Origin of the sequence: Undibacterium sp. Ren11W (assembly GCF_049340485.1) — a bacterium.
In the GTDB taxonomy this organism is placed as follows: Bacteria; Pseudomonadota; Gammaproteobacteria; order Burkholderiales; family Burkholderiaceae_D; genus Undibacterium.
The window spans coordinates 217,564-235,707 of sequence record NZ_JBMPPB010000006.1 but is presented as its reverse complement, the minus strand read 5'-3'; the positions used below and the strand labels follow the sequence as shown (position 1 = coordinate 235,707).

General features: G+C 52.7%; 11 protein-coding genes. 2 read left to right on the top strand and 9 right to left on the bottom strand.

What is annotated here, in order from left to right:
* Positions 1-106: 106 nt before the first annotated feature.
* The 5 genes from ACO0K8_RS15205 to ACO0K8_RS15185 are packed head-to-tail and all read right to left on the bottom strand — an operon-like array spanning position 107 to position 6,959.
* Positions 107-1,267: an ABC transporter permease gene (locus tag ACO0K8_RS15205; RefSeq protein ID WP_422947502.1), complete on the bottom strand. Its 1,161-nt coding sequence runs from the start codon at positions 1,265-1,267 to the stop codon at positions 107-109.
* Between the two features lie 27 nt (positions 1,268-1,294).
* Entirely contained in the window at positions 1,295-2,449 is a 1,155-nt protein-coding gene (locus ACO0K8_RS15200) for an ABC transporter permease (RefSeq protein ID WP_422947501.1), read from the bottom strand.
* Entirely contained in the window at positions 2,446-4,488 is a 2,043-nt protein-coding gene (locus ACO0K8_RS15195; protein WP_422947500.1) for an ATP-binding cassette domain-containing protein, read from the bottom strand. Before ACO0K8_RS15195 ends, ACO0K8_RS15200 begins: the two co-directional genes overlap by 4 nt.
* Positions 4,485-5,609, bottom strand: a complete 1,125-nt coding sequence (locus tag ACO0K8_RS15190) for an HlyD family secretion protein (protein ID WP_422947499.1) — start codon at positions 5,607-5,609, stop codon at positions 4,485-4,487. Before ACO0K8_RS15190 ends, ACO0K8_RS15195 begins: the two co-directional genes overlap by 4 nt.
* Positions 5,610-5,627: 18 nt before the next feature.
* Complete coding sequence (locus tag ACO0K8_RS15185; protein WP_422947498.1) at positions 5,628-6,959, bottom strand: TolC family protein; 1,332 nt, start codon at positions 6,957-6,959, stop codon at positions 5,628-5,630.
* A gap of 249 nt (positions 6,960-7,208) precedes the next feature.
* Here ACO0K8_RS15185 and ACO0K8_RS15180 point away from each other — a divergent pair, with 249 nt between their 5' ends.
* Both ACO0K8_RS15180 and ACO0K8_RS15175 read left to right on the top strand, forming a co-directional pair.
* On the top strand, positions 7,209-9,032 hold the full coding sequence (locus ACO0K8_RS15180) for a PHA/PHB synthase family protein (RefSeq protein ID WP_422947497.1): 1,824 nt from the start codon (positions 7,209-7,211) through the stop codon (positions 9,030-9,032).
* Positions 9,033-9,482: 450 nt separating this feature from the next.
* Positions 9,483-10,586, top strand: coding sequence for an HAF repeat-containing protein (locus tag ACO0K8_RS15175; protein WP_422947496.1), 1,104 nt, complete (start codon positions 9,483-9,485; stop codon positions 10,584-10,586).
* A 174-nt stretch (positions 10,587-10,760) separates the two neighbouring features.
* Here the strand turns inward: ACO0K8_RS15175 and ACO0K8_RS15170 are convergent, their stop codons facing one another.
* The 4 genes from ACO0K8_RS15170 to dnaE form a co-directional block, all read right to left on the bottom strand.
* Positions 10,761-11,342 carry a Crp/Fnr family transcriptional regulator gene (locus ACO0K8_RS15170; protein WP_422947495.1) on the bottom strand — a complete coding sequence of 194 codons (582 nt, stop codon included), beginning with the start codon at positions 11,340-11,342 and terminating at the stop codon, positions 10,761-10,763.
* A gap of 29 nt (positions 11,343-11,371) precedes the next feature.
* Positions 11,372-13,108, bottom strand: coding sequence for a lipid A export permease/ATP-binding protein MsbA (gene msbA, locus ACO0K8_RS15165; protein ID WP_422947494.1), 1,737 nt, complete (start codon positions 13,106-13,108; stop codon positions 11,372-11,374).
* 174 nt (positions 13,109-13,282) lie between these two features.
* Positions 13,283-14,599 carry an O-antigen ligase family protein gene (locus ACO0K8_RS15160; RefSeq protein ID WP_422947493.1) on the bottom strand — a complete coding sequence of 439 codons (1,317 nt, stop codon included), beginning with the start codon at positions 14,597-14,599 and terminating at the stop codon, positions 13,283-13,285.
* A complete protein-coding gene (gene dnaE / locus ACO0K8_RS15155; RefSeq protein ID WP_422947492.1) occupies positions 14,599-18,120 on the bottom strand; it encodes a DNA polymerase III subunit alpha in 3,522 nt (1,173 codons plus the stop codon). The genes ACO0K8_RS15160 and dnaE overlap by 1 nt, the downstream gene beginning before the upstream one ends.
* Between the last annotated feature and the right edge of the window lie 24 nt (positions 18,121-18,144).

Here is an 18,144-nt window from a genome sequence, read left to right as displayed (position 1 = left end):
TTCTAGACTGTCTAAAATTTACCGCAGATTCTAGACGGATCGCCAGCTTGGTCGGTAAGCTCATTGAGGTATGCACAATTATTATCTAACATCGTCACTTTCAGCATTAGCCAAACTGTTTTTTAAAGCGCATGATGGTGGCGCTACTGACCAATACGGCGATCAAGAATATGCCAGACATCATAGGCCATAGTACTGCCAGGCCCGCACCCTTCATCAGAATGCCGTAACTGGCGTTGATATAGTAATACAGGGGTGAAACATACATCCCCCAGCGCATTACGGTTGGCATAGCTTCCGGCGGAGTCCAGGCACCGGACAGAAACATCATCGGTGCCAGAATCAGGATTACCATCATGCCAGCCTGCGCCATATTGCGAGTCATCGTCGCAATCAGGATACCGATGCCAGCCAGCGTGCAGGTATACAGCGTGGTAAGCGCAAAAAACAGCAACAGACTACCCTGTATAGGAATAGCAAATAACGGCACCAGGATACCAAACAGGCCCAGTGCGGTTCCACCTAAAATCACCGCCACCATCGCGATAATTTTAGGCATCATGATCTGCAAGGGGGAAAGGGGTGATACCAGCAATTGCTCTATGGTGCCACGCTCTTTTTCCCTGACCATAGCAGCGGCTGGAAGCAACATCGCAAATAAGGTGATCACATTAAGCAATTCTGAGATACCCATGAACCAGGCATCGTTCTGATTTGGGTTAAACCAGACGCGTGATTGATTATTGATGATGGGCGCATCAATAGAACCGGTATCACCAAGACCGACGCCTAGCCGTTTTGCTGCCTGTTCCAGACCAAATCTGGCAACGATTTGGGTTGCATCGACCGAGGTTAAAAAGCCCTGGACGGAATTGGAGGCGTCTATCTGCAACTGGACTGCACTGCCCTCGCCACGCGCCAAAGCCGCACCGAAGCCAGGCGGGATATCCAGCACCGCCATGGCCTTGCCATCGTCGAGTAATTTCTGTCCTTGCGTAGCGTGTTGTATCGCGCCCGACCAGTGAAATTCCGGCGGCATGAAACGCCCCGCCAACTCACGCGAAGCGGCACTCCTATCCATGTCCAGCAACACCAGCGCCGCATTATTGAGCTGAAACGAGACCCCCGAAGCCGCATTGTAGATATCGGCAGAAAACGCATACATGACAAACACCAGCAATATCGGATCACGCAACAACTGCAATAACTCTTTCCAGATCATGGCCTGCAGGCGGCTCCACCAAATCCGGTCAACGATAAATCCCATATGGTCCTTTCCTAGCTTCCGCAAGCATCAAGTGTTAGGACGTTTATGAAACGCCAGAAAGCCTGCCGTAAACAAAGCAGTGGCATACAGCGCCAGTATCAGCAGGTCTAGCCATAGCGATGCAAAGCCCACGCCTTTGAGAAAACTGCCCATAGCAATCTCCGCGTAATACATGCCTGGTAACAAATGGGCGATCACACTAGCCACGGCAGACAAGGACGGAATCGGTATGATCATGCCCGAATACAGCACCGCCGGTACCACCGTCACTATCGCCGTTCCCACCATCGCCGCCACCTGGGTATTCACCATCACAGACACCAGCAAACCTATGCCTGTAGTACACACTACATACAGGATGGTAGACAACAAAAAGAACAAGGGATCGCCCTTAAAAGGCGCGCCAAACAGTAGCAAAGCAAACGCCGTCAGGGCACAAGCGTTCACTACCGAGATCGCGACATACGGCAGCAGCTTGCCGATCAGATATTCACCACGCGACAAGGTCGAGGAGTACACGTTATAAATTGCACCGGACTCCTTTTCGCGCACCACTCCCAGCGCGGTCAGAAACGGCGGCGACAGCATCAGGATCACCATGATCAGCTTAGGCGCGATCGACCAGATACTCTTCACTTCCTGGTTATACAGGTAGCGGGTTTCCATACGCACCGGTTGTAAGGCAGCGCGTATGCTGTCGCGGCTAGCTCCCGTCAAGGCGGAAAAATGCGCGGATAAGGCATCCAGGTTGATCGCCGCATTGATCGCCGTGACATAGCCTTTGGCAGTCAGGGCGCGAAACGGAAAGGTACCGTCTATCCAAGTTTGCACCGAGGTCGAACGCCCGGCACGCAGATCTTCGCCGAAACGCGGCGGGATGATAATCACCGCACGCAGGCTATTGTCGATCACCAGCTTTTCTAATTCCTGTTCACGTTGCGCGTAACCCTGAAAAGAGAAATAACGCGAATCGGTAAATTTGTGGGCGTAGTCACGCGATTGCACGGACTGATCGTAGTCGACAATGGCCAAAGGTATATTTTCCACGTCCAGCGACAAACCATAGCCGAACAATAGCATCAGCAAAGACGGCACCACAAACGCCAAAGCGAAAAATAAGCGATCGCGTACGATCTCGCGCCACTCTTTGTAAGCAACTACCCGTATCCGGCGTAAGTTCATGTTTGCTCTCCTCTGGCCTTGGCGTCGGCCGCTTCTAGCTTGGTAACGATGTGGACAAAGACATCTTCCATCGATAGCCGTTTAGGCAAAATTTTCTGTATCTGCAAATCCTGCAGAGCAGCATGAACCCGTGGCAACTCTTGCTCAGGGTCTAGCAACAAAACATGCACGCGCGCGCCGAACAAGGCGGCAGAGCCAAAACCCGCGCCCTGCAGCTTCTCGACCACCTGCGGTGCCAGCGCCGCCTGCGCTACATGCACCTCATACAATTTTCCAGCCTCTTGTTCCACATCCAGCTTGAGCTGATCCGGCGATGCGTCGGCTACCACGCGACCGGCATACATCAGGGCGATATGATCGCAATGTTCGGCTTCCGACATGTAATGGGTGGTCACCAGAATAGTCACGTTTTCTTCGCGGGACAAACGAAATAGTACGTCCCAAAACGCGCGTCGCCCTAAAGGATCAACACCGGAAGTAGGCTCATCGAGAAACAAGACCTGGGGTCTATGTATCAGGGCGCAACCCAGCGCCAGCCTTTGCCTCAAGCCCATAGGCAAGCTCGCCGCCAGCGCCTTACCGAAAGGACGCAGCCCTGCCATGTCGAGTATCCAGTCCATACGCTCTGCGGTTTGCTGACGCGTCAGACCGTAGATGCCGGCGTACAGGCGTATGTTTTCCAGCACCGTCAAATCGAGATACAGCGAAAATGCCTGTGACATATAGCCGATACGCTCGCGTATCTGACGGCCGGCAGTGCGCATATCTGCACCGGCAACCCGACCTTTACCCTCAGTCTGGCTGAGGATTCCCGTCAGCATTTTAATCACGGTACTCTTACCTGCACCATTCGCCCCCAGCAAGCCAAAAATTTCGCCTTGCGGCACGCTAAAGCTGACCTGATCGACCGCTTTAAACTCGCCAAATGTACGACTCAGATTTTCCGCCTCGATCGCCGCGCCGTTATCGGCATGGCGGTGCAAGGCGCTATCATTGAGCGCAACTGGCTCGGCATCTGTATTGCTCTCGCTAAGCTTGCGTTGCCGCAGTAAGGCGATAAACACGTCTTCCAGTTCCGGTTCTAGCACCTCGGTCGCGCTTTGTGCTAGTCCTTGCAGGCAAACCTGCACCGCGGCCTGTGCCTTAGCTGCATCAGCATCATCGACAAAAACTCTCAGGTCTTGCCCCAACACTTCCATCTGCGGAAATTGCGCAGACAGACGCCTTACCGCCTCTACTTGTTGCGCTGCGTCCTGGCACACGGTGCTGACGATGCAACCACTGGCCATGGTCTTGATCTGCTCAGGATCGCCGGAGGCGAGTATCTTACCGGCATGCATCAGTGACACACTATGAAAGCGACTGGCCTCGTCCATATAGGCCGTAGAGACCAGGGCCGTGATGCCTTTTTCCTTAAGCAGACGCGCCAGAATGCTCCAGAATTCGCGACGCGATACCGGATCAACTCCGGTAGTGGGTTCATCAAGGATCACTAACTTGGGCTCGTGGATCAGGGTGCAGACCAGCCCAAGTTTTTGTTTCATACCGCCCGACAGATTTTTCATGGGACGATCGCGAAAACGCTCCAGCCTGGTACTACGCAACAAGGCTTCCTTACGGCTACTCAGCTGTTCGTCCGTCAGCAGACGCAAGCCACCGAAGTAATCGATATTTTCTTCTACCGACAAATCACCATACAGATTTTGCCCAAGACCTTGCGGCATCAGACCTATCCTGTCCTTGACCTGTTCACAGGCGCGTTCAGTGTCGAGCAAACAGCCGAACACCCTCAAATCACCGTCATCGTGCGCCAATACTCCGGCCACCGCTTTCAGCAGGCTACTCTTACCTGCGCCATCGGGGCCGATCAAGCCATAAATTTCACCGGAATGCACTTGCAAATTGATGCCATCCATCGCCAGACTGGCACCGTAGCGCTTGAACAAACCCTGCGCGTCCACCACCAAATCAAGGCCGTTCTCCAAGTCGGTAGGCGGCAACGCCAGCGCGGCTTTCAGCGGAGGTAAAAACCAGCTCATTTCCAGCTAGGCTTTTGCCAGACGGCATCGTCCTTCCAGCGTATTACCGCATCAGCTGGTAAACCCGGTGTCAGCTTGTGATCCGGATTTTTATCTATCGCCAGCTTCACTGCATACACCAGCTTGACCCTTTCATCCGTAGTCTGTACTTCTTTCGGGGTAAATTCGGCACGCGAAGCGATAAAACTGACTTTTGCGGTATAAAATTGATCGGGCTGCGCATCGATGTAAATGCGCACCGGTAAACCCAGACGCAGCTGGCCGATTTTCGATTCAGGCACATACACTTTCAGATGCAGGGCATCCAGATCAACCATATCGAGAATCGCGCTACCAGGCATGACGACCTCACCGGGCTCGCGCAAACGCGCCAGCACCACACCGGTAGCGGGTGCCTTGATTACCAGATCGCCCAAGATCGCATTGGCCTCAGCTACGGCGGCAACCGCACGTTCTCGCTGCGCCTGCAAGGCGCCGATTTCCTGTTGTTTGGCTTTGACTTTATCACCGCCAAGACCGGCCTGCAAAGCGCCTTGCTGTGCCCGGCTAACGCTTTCCTGTGCCGCTTTCAGATCGGCTTGCGCCACTTGCCAGGCAAGATCAGCTTGTTCGTAACGATGGCGCTCTATCACCCCACGCTCAAATAAGTCTTTATGTCTTTGCGCATCGCGGCGTGCCTGCAACTCTACCGCACTAGCCTTGCCGGACATAGCCCGCGCCTGACTCACCGCCGCCTGCGCTCCATTGATCGCCATCGGCACTTCTTTTTGAGTAACGTCGAGTGCCGCCTGCGCGCCACGCAATTGCGCTTCACTGCCGTTCAGCGCCTGCCTGGCCTGCTCCACTCTGGACTGAAACGTCGTATCTTCCAGTTGCGCCACTACCGCGCCGGCACGGACAGTCTCGCCTTCCTTAGCCATAATGGTCACGACTCGCCCCGGATATTTGGCGGCAGCCACGATACGCTCGCCCTCTATGCGGCCGCTGGCAGCGATCAGGCCTTCTGGTAATTTTTTACTCTGAGCCAGATAATAAAAAAATCCGCCCACGATGACTACCAAGGCCAACCCCAACAGGCCAGGGCCTAACCATTTACGTTTGTCTTGTATGTTTGTTTGCATTATATTTCTCGAAAAATATTATAGTTGGCCGCTGGCATACTGCAACTGCAGACGTGCCAACTCTCGGTCGTAAATAGCATTGTCGCGATTTGAATAAGCCTGCAAACGCCGGGTTTCGGCATCCAGTACCTCGCTGTTCGGCGCCAGACCCGAGCGATAACGTTCACGCGCCAGCAGCAGGGTTTCGTCGGCTTGCTCGCTGGCCTTGCCGACCAGCGCCATACGCGCTTGCGCCTCCTGCTGCGCCAGCCACGACTGCCGCACTTGCAAGGCAATACGTTCTCTGGTGTCCTCCTGCATTTCCTGTATCGCCTGCGAGGTGGCACTCAATTGCGCCGCCTGATGACGTATCAGGCCTCCATCAAACAATTCCCACTTCATCACCACGCCGACCCACCAACCTTTGTCTTCGGCCAGATAACGGTTTTCCAATTTACTCCAGCCAGCACTGATGCCAATTTGTGGCAAATGGCCGGCCGCCACACTGGCCGCCTGTTTTTTATACGCCAGACTTTGCTGATCTAGTTCCTGCAATTCTTTGCGTTGGCTATCGGCGGCACTCAGCAAGCTGGCCAGATCGCCGCTCGCGGCTTGCTGGCTGCTGACACCGATATCGAGAATATCGACCATACCGTCTTGCGGCCGGCCTAGCCAGCGGTTATACGCGGCGCGCGCCATGGCAAGTCCATTGTCGGTTTGAAGAGCAAGTTGCTGGGCATTTGCCAGCGCTACCTGCGATGCCAATAAGTCGTGGCGCGCCACGTAGCCCTGATTGAACAAAGCTTGCACATCGCTCACGTGCCTGGCTACCGCCGCGACATGACTATTCGCGACAGTGACAGCGTGCTCGGCTCTTAAGACCATGATATACGCATGTGCCAGCGCCAGCTTGAGCTCACTTTTACTGAGTTGGCTACGCGCCTGCACCGCTTCAGCCTGTGCCTGTGCTGCTCCTACCCCGGACGATATTTTGCCTCCGGTATACAGCGGAGCGGACACTGACACCCCGCCGAAATACGCGCCATCTTGGGCGAATGGCAGCACCGCGCCTTTTAAGAAAGGCAAGGCTGGGATATTCACTTTGGCGGCAGGTTCCGACTCGGTTCTGAGATAACCAGCATCCAAGGCCAGTTTCGGTAAATAATTGGCTTGTGCCGCAGCAACTTGATGTGCTGCGCCACGTTCTTTTTGCTGTGCTGCAGCGAGCGTATGATCGCGTTGCAGCGCGATCACCCAAGCTTGTTCAAGGGTCTCGGATGCGATAGAAACTTGCGGCCAACAAAAAAGATTGATGCAAATCAAACTTACTGCATTTCGTCTTATTTTCTTGAGTAAGTGAGTGTTTTTCACTGAAAATATAGCTGAATGCTGGCACCGTTTACGTAACAAGCGATGAAAGAAAACACGACGTGCGTGAGCAGACACATCAATATGAGCATCAAAATGAGCGCCAAAGTAAGTAAGTAGAGGATTCATCATGGTCAGACAAAAATAGGTACACTGAGTGTATTGCTGCAATTGCACAATTGAATTGATCCGGATCAATCCGTATGCATGACTTGTTCGCCACAATGAAGAATAATCAATGAGGAATCGCAGATGAACAGCAAAACCATGACGCCACCAAGCAGCGCAGTCGAAGTGCATGCACACAATGCGGTGCCTGCGCATCACATCTGCTACCTCAGTGGCGACGAAGCCGAGCCTAATCCTCTGGATATGTTGCTGCACAATCAGATCGCTAAATTCACCGCTGGCGTCTCGCCCACCAGCGTGACTCTGGCATTTGTCGATTGGGTCATGCATCTGGCAGCCTCACCTGGCAAACAAATGGAATTGCTCGCTTTACTGCAAAAACCAAGTACGCTCAGCCTGCCTGCTACCCCGCCTGCCAGTTCGGAATCAGGAGCCGATGCCGACACACGCTTCGCCCATACTAGCTGGAACAATTGGCCCTACAACCTCATCAGCGGCAGCTTTTTAAAAAATCAGCAATTTTGGCAGACCGCCACTACCGGTGTGCGCGGCATGTCGGCGCATCACGAATATGTCGTGAATTTTATTTCGCGACAAATGCTCGATATGTTTTCGCCCTCGAATTTGCCATGGTTAAATCCGGAAGTGCTGCAGACCACCGTAGAAACGGGTGGCAAAAATCTACTATCCGGAGCCTCGCATTGGCTGCAAGATCAGGGCCTGGAGTTGAACGCGACGACAGACGCCAGCGGCCATGCCGGAACCAAAAAATTGGCGTATCAAGTTGGCCGTGATGTCGCCATCACACCTGGCAAAGTGGTGTTTCGCAATCATCTGATCGAACTCATACAGTATTCACCGCAAACCAATAAGGTGTACGCAGAACCAATACTGATCGTGCCATCCTGGATCATGAAGTATTACATCCTTGATCTGTCTCCGCATAATTCCATGGTGCGTTTTCTGGTGGCGCAAGGCCATACCGTGTTCATGATTTCCTGGAAAAATCCAGGCAAAGAAGCACGCGACCTTGGCATGCAGGATTACCTCAGTAGCGGCCTGTTCGCTGCGCTTGCCGAAGTAGCCGAACTGACGCATAAAGAAATACATACTGTTGGTTATTGTCTGGGTGGCACGCTACTCGCGATGGGGGCTGCGGCACTCGCGAAAGAAGCCAGTCCGGCACAAAAACCTAGTCGTGCCAGCATCAAAAGCGTCAGCTTACTGGCCGCCCAGACTGATTTTAGTGAGCCCGGTGAGCTAGGCCTGTTTATCGACGAAAGTCAGTTAGCCATGTTAGACGCCCAAATGTGGGAAAAAGGCTATCTGGATGGCGACCAGATGACGGGCTCGTTTCAGATTCTTAATTCGCGAGATTTGGTCTGGTCTAAGATCATGCGCGAATATCAGTTAGGCAGCCGCACTGCAGCCAACGATCTCATGTCATGGAATGCCGATACGACCCGCATGCCGTATCGCATGCATAGCGAATATCTCAAACATCTGTTCTTGCATAACGACTTGGCCGAGGGACGTTACGAAGTCAATGGCGCGGCCATCGCACTCAACGATCTGCGCGTGCCGATGTTTGTGGTGGGTACGGCGCGTGACCATGTATCGCCATGGCGCTCTGTGTATAAAATCAATTTACTCAGCGATGCACCGATAGAGTTTGTGCTCGCTTCCGGTGGCCATAATGCCGGCATCGTCTCAGAACCAGGTCACGCGCGCCGCAGTTATCAGTATCTGCCAGCAGAGGCGCGCAGCAAGAATTACAGCGCGCCGGAGGCATGGCTAAGGGCGGCCACAACCGAACCGGGCTCATGGTGGATTCACTGGCAGCAATGGCTGGCTCAACATTCATCAACCAAGCAAATCAAAGCCCGCTACCCGCAAGAACATACTGAATTAGGCATAGCACCAGGCAGCTATGTGCTGGAGCCCTGAACTGCAGCGTTTTTAGATCACAGCAATAAGTATCGCCTAGCCCAGCGCGCATATTCCATGCGGGTTTCCAGCCTATCACTGCTGCGAGCCGCATGGAATATGCGTGTTCAGCTAGGCGGAGCTAGATGACCGTCCAATCCAGGTAATATGCAAGCAGCCCCACATTAGCCGTTTCCTTGACGCTAAATCATGCAGTACACGCTGCGAAAATGTAATTTAAAGATATTGGAATTTTAGAACTTAACCCCGTTATTCCATCCGTCGCCGCAATAAAATCATTTACCCTTATAAATCAAATAGATAATCATGCTCGTGCGTACAAAACGGGTAGTTGATATTACACAACAACAATAACTACATTAACAACAATTTATCTTTATTGATAATTAAGCATCCTGTATATTCGTTAGAAATTTTCAACGAAAAAACTCCTATCGAAAGAATACTTGTATGCATAATGCTTTGCGTAATTGTTTCTCTCTGCTTGTTCTAATTGGTAACAATGCTGCTGCGACGAGTCATTTACTGGGTATAGAGTCGAAACAATATGGCGAATCTATCGCCTACGATATGAATGTGGCAGGGCAGGTGGCAGCGGTAATCAAGGAAAAGGATGGGACGCCACATGCCGTGTTTTTTGAAAACGGCAAACTGATTAAGCTTGAAATACCGGGCGAAACCGAAAGCGAAGCCAATCATATCAATAACAAAGGTGAGGTTGTCGGCTCTTCCAAAACAGGCCAGACTTGGCGAGCTTTCATTCGTGGCCGTGGCATGCAAGACCTCGGCACATTAGGGGGGCCCAATAGTTATGGTATGGCACTCAACAACGCTGGCGTGGCGGTAGGATTTTCTGATACCGCCAATCGTGACTGGCATGCTTTCCTATACACGCCTGGTGAGCCACTGAAAGATCTGGGCACCTTGGGTGGCAAAGTCAGCTACGCTAGCGGCATTAATAATCTAGGGAAAGTGGTTGGAACGGCGACAACCAGCGATGGTTCGCGTCACGCCTTTTTATACGACGAGACCACAGGCATGGCAGACCTTGGCACCCTGGGTGGGCGCTACAGTTCGGCGACTGCAATTAATGACCAGGGTGTGGTAGTTGGCTCTTCGGAAACGAAAGACAGACGCTTGCATGCCTTTGTTCATGACGGAACCCAGATGATAGATCTGGGCAACAAAATCGGTTTTGGCAACAGCTACGCCACGGGCATCAATAACGAAGGCCACGTGGTCGGGGTGGTTGATAGTGCAGATATGCGTTTAAGCTTCGTCTGGCGGGATAATAAAATGGCTCTGCACCCGGCTGGGAAAAGTCTGTACCTGACCAATGCGATTAACGACGCCGGACAAGTGATAGGCGCACGATACGATCACGGCATGAACGCGGCCACCATGCCGTCCAATGCCACTCCCTTTGTCGATCTTGGTGGCAGAAAAATCTTTGGCTTTAATCTGATTGTCGTAATGCTAGCTGCTGCCATCGCCTTATTTCGCAAACGTCTCAAGGGTTTATTTTTCGAGAACGGCTTATTCTTCAGGATGTGAGCCAGATACTTAGTGCCTACTTCGATACTGCCGGGATTGTCCCAGGCACGTGCCGAACACATCTTTCAACCAGCTCCGCGCTCGGCCATTTACAGTAACACAGTGCTGTTTGAATGCGGCTTTTCAGCCTATCACTGCTGCGAGCCGCATGTAGATTGCGTGCTGGCAGAGTGCTTAATTTTTTTCAGCCCGTAAGCGCTTGCGTATCCGGCTTAGCGCTTCCGGCGTCACCCCCAGATAATGCGCCACATCGCGCAATTGTATGCGCTCTGACAACAGCGGATAGGTTTTTAAAAAAGACTGATAGCGCTGTTCCGGTGACATCGTCAATAGCTCACGTTCACGCTGCTCCTTACGCACGATATGCCACTCCAGCAACTGATGGGTGGCTTTCTGCCAGTCCGGGTAACGCAACATCAATTGCTTGAGTTGCGCGTAATCAACCTGCTCTAGCCAGCAGTCTTCCACAGCGGTGGCGAAATAATCGGTTTTTAATCCGGCAATCAGGACATTCGGGCAGGCAAAAAAATCGCCCTCGCCGATGAAAGATTTAATCCACTCCTGACCGTCTTCGCTCAGGTAGGTCAGCTTGACGATGCCACTGCGCACCACATACAGATACGGCTGCCATTCACCGGGCGCGAACACGTCCTCGCCTTTACTAAACGCCTGCAGCTGAAACGACGCTTGCAATGTCTGCCATTCGGGTAAGGCGACGCCGGCCGCAGTTTCCAGCAAAGCTTTGGTTTTTTTCATAGCGATCAGATCCGTATTGAGCTTGAGGCTCATCCGGCAAACTGCAAACGATACAGATTGGCGTACACGCCCTCTTTGGCTAACAATTCTGTATGACTACCGATCTCGACGATGGCACCGTCGACCAGCACCACGATGCGGCTAGCGCGCTCGATAGTCGAGAGCCTATGTGCGATGACTAAGGTGGTGCGACCTAACATCAATTCATCGAGCGCCTCTTGCACGGCGCGTTCAGATTCGCTATCGAGCGCCGAAGTGGCTTCATCGAGTATCAGGATAGGCGCATTTTTATAGATTGCTCTGGCGATGGCGAGACGTTGACGCTGGCCGCCGGAGAGGCGCATGCCGTTATCGCCTATCGTGGTCGCCAGGCCCTCCGGTAGATCGCGCACCACCTCGCTCAAGTGCGCTGCCTGTACCGCGGCTTCAACACGGGCCGGGTCAGGCTGGGCATCGCCATAAGCGATGTTCGCGCTAATAGTGTCGTCAAACAAAATGACGTTCTGCCCCACCATGGCGATCTGCTCGCGCAGACTGGCCAAAGAAATATCTTGCAGCGAGACGCCATCGAGCAGCACAGCGCCGGAGTCCGGACTATAAAAACGCGGTACCAGATTCACCAGCGAAGTCTTGCCGCCACCCGACATGCCGACCAGGGCGATGGTTTCTCCCGGTTGTATGCACAGATTAATATCCGACAAGGCCGCTTGTTCTTGCTGCGGATACGTAAAACGCGTGTGCACGAACTCCAGTTTGCCTAGTGCGCGGGCTTGCAAAGCCTGACCGCTATCTTGCTCGCCTTGTGCATCGATCATGCCGAACACCGAATCGGCCGCCGCCAGACCGCGTTGCATAGGTCCGTTCAAATCCGCCAGATGTTTCAACGGCGTCAGTAGCATCATCATGGCGGTAATAAATTCAACGAAATTACCGACCGTGGTCGCACCTGACTTGGCCTGCACCACCGCCAGCATAATCACGATCGCCACCGCAATGGCGGCTAACAGTTGTGTCGCCGGCGTGGTGGAGGAAACCGCGACCGTGGTCTTCATGGTGAAGCCGCGCAGCTTCTCATTCTTGGCGTCAAAACGTTGTTGCTCGTAGTCCTGGCCACCAAAGATGCGTATCACCTGATGCGCGCGGGTTGCCTCTTCTATCACTTGCGTCAGTTCGCCATTGACATCGAGCTGATCCTTATTCAGCCTGCGTAAACGCTTGCTGACGCTACGCACCAGGTAAGCCATCGCTGGTATCAAGACTAGCGTGACCAGCGTCAGGCGCCAGTTACGCCAGAGCAAAAAGCTCAGCAAGGCAATGACGGTCAGAGAATCACGAATCAAGGTCGTGATCGACACTTTCACCATGTCGACGATTTGCTGCGCTTCGGTCATGATGGTATTGATGATGCGCCCACTCGATTCGGACTGATAAAACTGCACTGGCACGCTGAGTATTTTGGCGAAAATCTGCGCCCGCAAATCATTCAGGAGGCGGGTCGAGGTCCAGCTCATCATATAACTAGTAGTAAAGGTGCAGATACCGCGGAATAAAAATATGCCGATGATAGCGGCCGGGATTTTCCATAAGGCCAGTGTGGTATGTTCGCCTTTAAATCCATGATCAAGCAAATAGCCCAGCACCCGAGGGAACATGACTTCGGTCAGGGCGGTACCAAGCATGGTGATCAAACTGATCCACAATTTTTGTTGATGCTGACGCATCGAGAGCCACAGGCGCTGAAAGATGGCTAGAGTAAGTTTATTCATTGCTTCCGTTGTTAATACTTGAGATTACTTGAGATTGCCAGCTGTCAACCCTTCGCAGGATACAGCGCGCACGTACACATTTTAAATTCTATTGCGCAGTATCCATGCGGCTTTCCAGCCATTTTAGGCCTGCAGGCCGCATGGATACTGCGCAATCACTTTTGGGAACGTCTACTACTTGAGTTTCTTACCCACACCCGCCAAGGGTATCGCCAGCAAGATCATGAAGGCCATGCCGAACACGCCATCGCGCAGTATGGCGTTAAACATCGCGCCAACGATCATCGTTACGCCCAACATCGCCAATAACATGGCGCGCTCGGGATGCTCGCTATGTTCCATTTGCTTAGCCACCCACAATTGCTGACTTAAAATCCATACCAATGCCAGCAAGCCAAACACACCCAGTTCGGTGCTATACAGTAGATAGTCATTATGCGGCGTGGTCATGGCCTCACTCATCATGCCTTTGGCACGCTCCCTATAGATCAGTAACCAGTTGGCTATACCGTGACCTGTCCAGGGTTTTTCTGCAATGATAGCGGCGGTGACTTGGTAAATTTCCAATCGCATGCCATCTTCAGCGATTTTTTTGCCTTGATTAAAATCGCGAATTTGATGCACGGTACAGATGCCCCTTTGCAGCAAAATTGAGCCGGGATTGAGGTGCTGTTCGCTTACCATGAGCTTGGTGATGCAGGTGGCCGGTGGCGGCAAACTAGCGACATAACGGACGGCCGCGGCCAGCAGTAAGCCCAACCCAGCGATGGCCAGCATACTGCGCCAGCTAAGTCGCAGATTACGCAACAAGATGAGAGCGCAAAGCAAAACAAAAATCAGGCTGGCGGTACGGGTTTTAGCGAACAACAGCAAGGCAAGCACCACATAGGCCAGCGCCAACAAGCGCAATAGTTGATGATCCTTATGCCAGCGCCATGCATGCAGCATCCAGCCAGCGCTGATCGCCAGCAAGATCCCCAACAAGATCGATTTATTCCCTTCGTACACCACATAACTACGGAACAGAGTAGTCGGTGGCAATAAGCCGGCAGCGCCCAGATAAAATAACGTAGCGGCATAAATCGCGCCGCCAAAGAATACCAATTGGGCGCGTGACTGCCATCCGGCTTTCCCATCCACGACACCGGTGCCCACTGCCAAAAACGGCAGTAAAAACAAGTAGGTCTGATAATGCCAAAACGCTGACCAAAATTCGCCAACTGGTCTGGTTTGAAACAACGCCACCACGATAGTCACCGCACTCAAAGCCAGCACCGGCAACAGCATGGGGCTGGCTTTGATGCGCTGCCATTTGTGCGCGTAATCTCCTGAGATCAGCAGGCTCAGTGCGAATAGCAAGACGCCAGCATACATAACGCCAACCGGAAAAAACAAACTCAGGGGTAGCCAGCTAAGCACCTGTTGCGGCAAAGCGGCCCGCCAGGACGACTGAGTCCGCAGTTGATTTTGATTATTTGCGGTAGTCATCATCAGGTATATTCTATCTGTACATTTTGACGTCCCAGCCACTGCCCCAGTTTGAGTCTGAGCTCATCATCCGGATTCACCCGCCACTGATCCGACAAATACAACTCGGCACTGGCATCCAGATTTTGGTAGCGTATCAAGACTGGGCAGCCATCCTGATTCAAATGCGGTTTGAGCACCTCGGCCAGTTTTACCGGCTCGGCATTATCAGTCAACGTCACGCGTAGACCTTGCGAGAACTGCACCCTGGCGCGACCTATATCCATGACTTTTTCGGCAGTAATCCGCAAGCCGCCCGAGAAGCGGTCTTCCGAGACCTTGCCCAGCACCGCCAGAAATTCGTCTTCCTTAAAAATTTTCTTGTACTCGTCCGCCAATTCGCTATACACCGTCACATCGACCGTGGCGGTGCCGTCATCCAAAGTCACGATCAAGATCTTGCCGCGCTGCGTCATCTGGGTACGCACGCCAGAAATCACACCGCCCAGCAAACGCAAATCGCGCGAGGGATCGAGCTTGGCTAGGGTGGTCTTGACGAATTGCCTTACCTCCGGCGCATACGCATCAAACAGATGGCCGGAAAAATAAAAGCCCAGCGCTAATTTTTCTTCCAGCAAGCGCTGGCGATCAGACCAGACCTCGGCCTTGATGTATTCGGGCGGCGGTATCATGTCGTCGTCGTCGCCAAACAGGCTGACCTGGTTGGCCGCCGCATCAAACTGCACTGCCGCTTCCAGCGCGTAATTAACGGTTGCCAATAACACCGCGCGGTCTTGCTTGAGACAATCCATGGCACCGGCCCGTATCAAGGATTCTATGGTGCGACGATTCACCTGGCGCTTGTCGACGCGCTTACAGAAATCAAACAAATCCTTAAATGGGCCATCGGCCTTACGCGCTGCGACTATGCTTTCTATCGCATTTTGTCCTGATCCCTTAACTGCGCCCATCCCGTAACGGATCTGCGTGGCTTTCTTGCCGATTTCGCCGACCGGGATAAACCGGTATTCCGATTCATTGATGTCAGGCGCCAGCATTTTCAGCTTGCAGATATCGATCGCATCTTCGACTAAAATTTTGACTTTTTCGGTATCGTCCATCGCCAGCGACATATTCGCTGCCATAAACGCGGCCGGATGATGCGCCTTGAGATACGCGGTGTGATACGACAATAAGGCATAGGCGGCGGCATGCGATTTATTAAAGCCGTAGCCGGCGAATTTTTCCATCAAATCGAAAATTTCGTCGGCCTTTTGCTCGCCCAATCCATCTTTGGCGGCACCATCACGGAAAATCTGTCTATGCTCGGCCATCTCTTCGGCTTTTTTCTTACCCATGGCACGGCGTAGCATATCGGCACCACCGAGTGAGTAACCACCCACCACCTGCGCCATCTGCATAACCTGTTCCTGATACACCATGATGCCGTAGGTTTCAGACAAAATGCCTTCGGTACGAGGATCGGGGTAATCGAACTTTTCGCCGTGCTTACGTTTGCAAAAATCTGGGATCAAATCCATAGGACCCGGGCGATACAAAGCTACCAGCGCAATAATGTCTTCGAATCGATCGGGGCGCGCATCTTTTAGCATGCCCTGCATGCCGCGGCTTTCCAGCTGAAACACAGCGACTGTTTTCGCCTTGGTCAGCAGTTCATACGAGCCTCTATCATCAAGCGGCAATTTCGCCAGATCGAAATCGGCCTGCGCTGGATCGAGCATCTTGATATAGCGCACCGCTCTATCAAGAATGGTCAGTGTGGTCAGTCCCAAAAAGTCGAACTTCACCAGGCCCACGGCCTCCACATCATCCTTATCGTATTGCGAGACCACGCCGGAATCGCCGCCCTGAGTGTACAGAGGGCAAAAATCGGTGAGCTTACCCGGTGCGATAATCACGCCACCGGCATGCATACCAATATTGCGGGTAATGCCTTCTACCTGCTGCGCCAGATCGAGTAAGGTTTTTACTTCTTCTTCGTTTTCCTGACGCTCGGCCAGCAAAGGCTCTTCGATGATGGCCTCGGCAATCGTCACAGGCTTACCCGGTTTAAAAGGGATCAGCTTGGAGACGCCATCGCAAAACATATAACCAAAATCGAGCACACGCCCGACGTCGCGGATCGCGCCCTTGGCAGCCATGGTACCGAAAGTGGCAATCTGCGACACCGCTTGCTTGCCGTAGCGATCTTTTACGTATTGGATGACTCTATCGCGCCCTTCCTGACAAAAATCGATATCGAAATCGGGCATAGAGACGCGTTCAGGATTAAGGAAACGCTCAAACAGTAAATTGTATTGGAGCGGATCGAGATCGGTAATCAACAGCGAGTACGCGACCAGCGAACCAGCTCCAGATCCGCGTCCTGGGCCTACCGGCACGCCGTTATTTTTAGCCCATTGAATAAAATCGGCAACGATCAAAAAGTAACCGGGAAAGCCCATTTTAATAATGGTGTCGGTCTCAAACTTGAGCCTGGCTTCGTAACGCGGCCGAACTTGCTCGCGCTTTTCTTCATTCAAAAAAATCTGCGAGAGCCGGTATTCCAGACCTTTTTTCGACTCTGCCACCAGAAAATCGTTAATACTCATGCCGTCTGGCGTAGGGAAATCCGGTAACTGAGGTTTACCCAACACCAGGGTCAGATTGCAGCGTTTGGCAATCTCGACCGCGTTTTGCAAAGCGCCTGGCAAATCGCTAAATAAGGCCGCCATTTCATCCTGGGTCTTGAAGCATTGCTGATCATTGAAACGCCGCACGCGTCGTCCATTGGCCAGCATCTCGCCTTCCGAAATACAGGTGCGCGCTTCATGCGCCGTAAAATCTTCTTTGTGAATAAATTGTATCGGGTGAGTGGCGACGACCGGCAAGCCCAGCTTATGCGCCAGTGTCACCGCTTGCCGCACATGCGCCTCCATATTCGGCTGACCGGCGCGTTGTATCTCTATATAAAAATGTCCGGGGAAGATGCTGGCCCAGCGCTGCGCATGCGACTCGGCCAATTCCAGATTGCCGTTATCGATAGCAATACCGACATCGCCAAAATGCGCGCCTGACAAAACGATCAGGCCAGGCTCCGCGCCTTTTTCAAAAATCGCCTGTAGCCATTCGAACTTCAGTTCGGCGCGGCCGCGATGTTGATTCTCTAACCAAGCCTGAGCCAGCAATTCACATAGCTGCAAATAACCGGCACGGTTTTTTACCAGTAATAATAAACGGCTAGGCTTATCTCTATCAATCTCGTTGGTGATCCAGACATCGCAACCGGCAATCGCCTTAATGCCCTTGCCACGCGCCGCTCTATAAAATTTAATCAAACCAAACAAATTTGCCAGATCCGTCATGGCTAAGGCGACTTGCATGTCTTTGGCGGCGGCCTTGACGACGTCATCGATACGTACCAAACCATCGACGATAGAATATTCGGAGTGCAAACGCAGGTGGACGAATTGCGGCGATTTTTTTACTATTGCTACGGCGCTGGCAACAGCCGGATTGCTAGAAAGTGTGAGTTCTGTGTTCATCCCGCTATTTTACCGTGTTGAGTC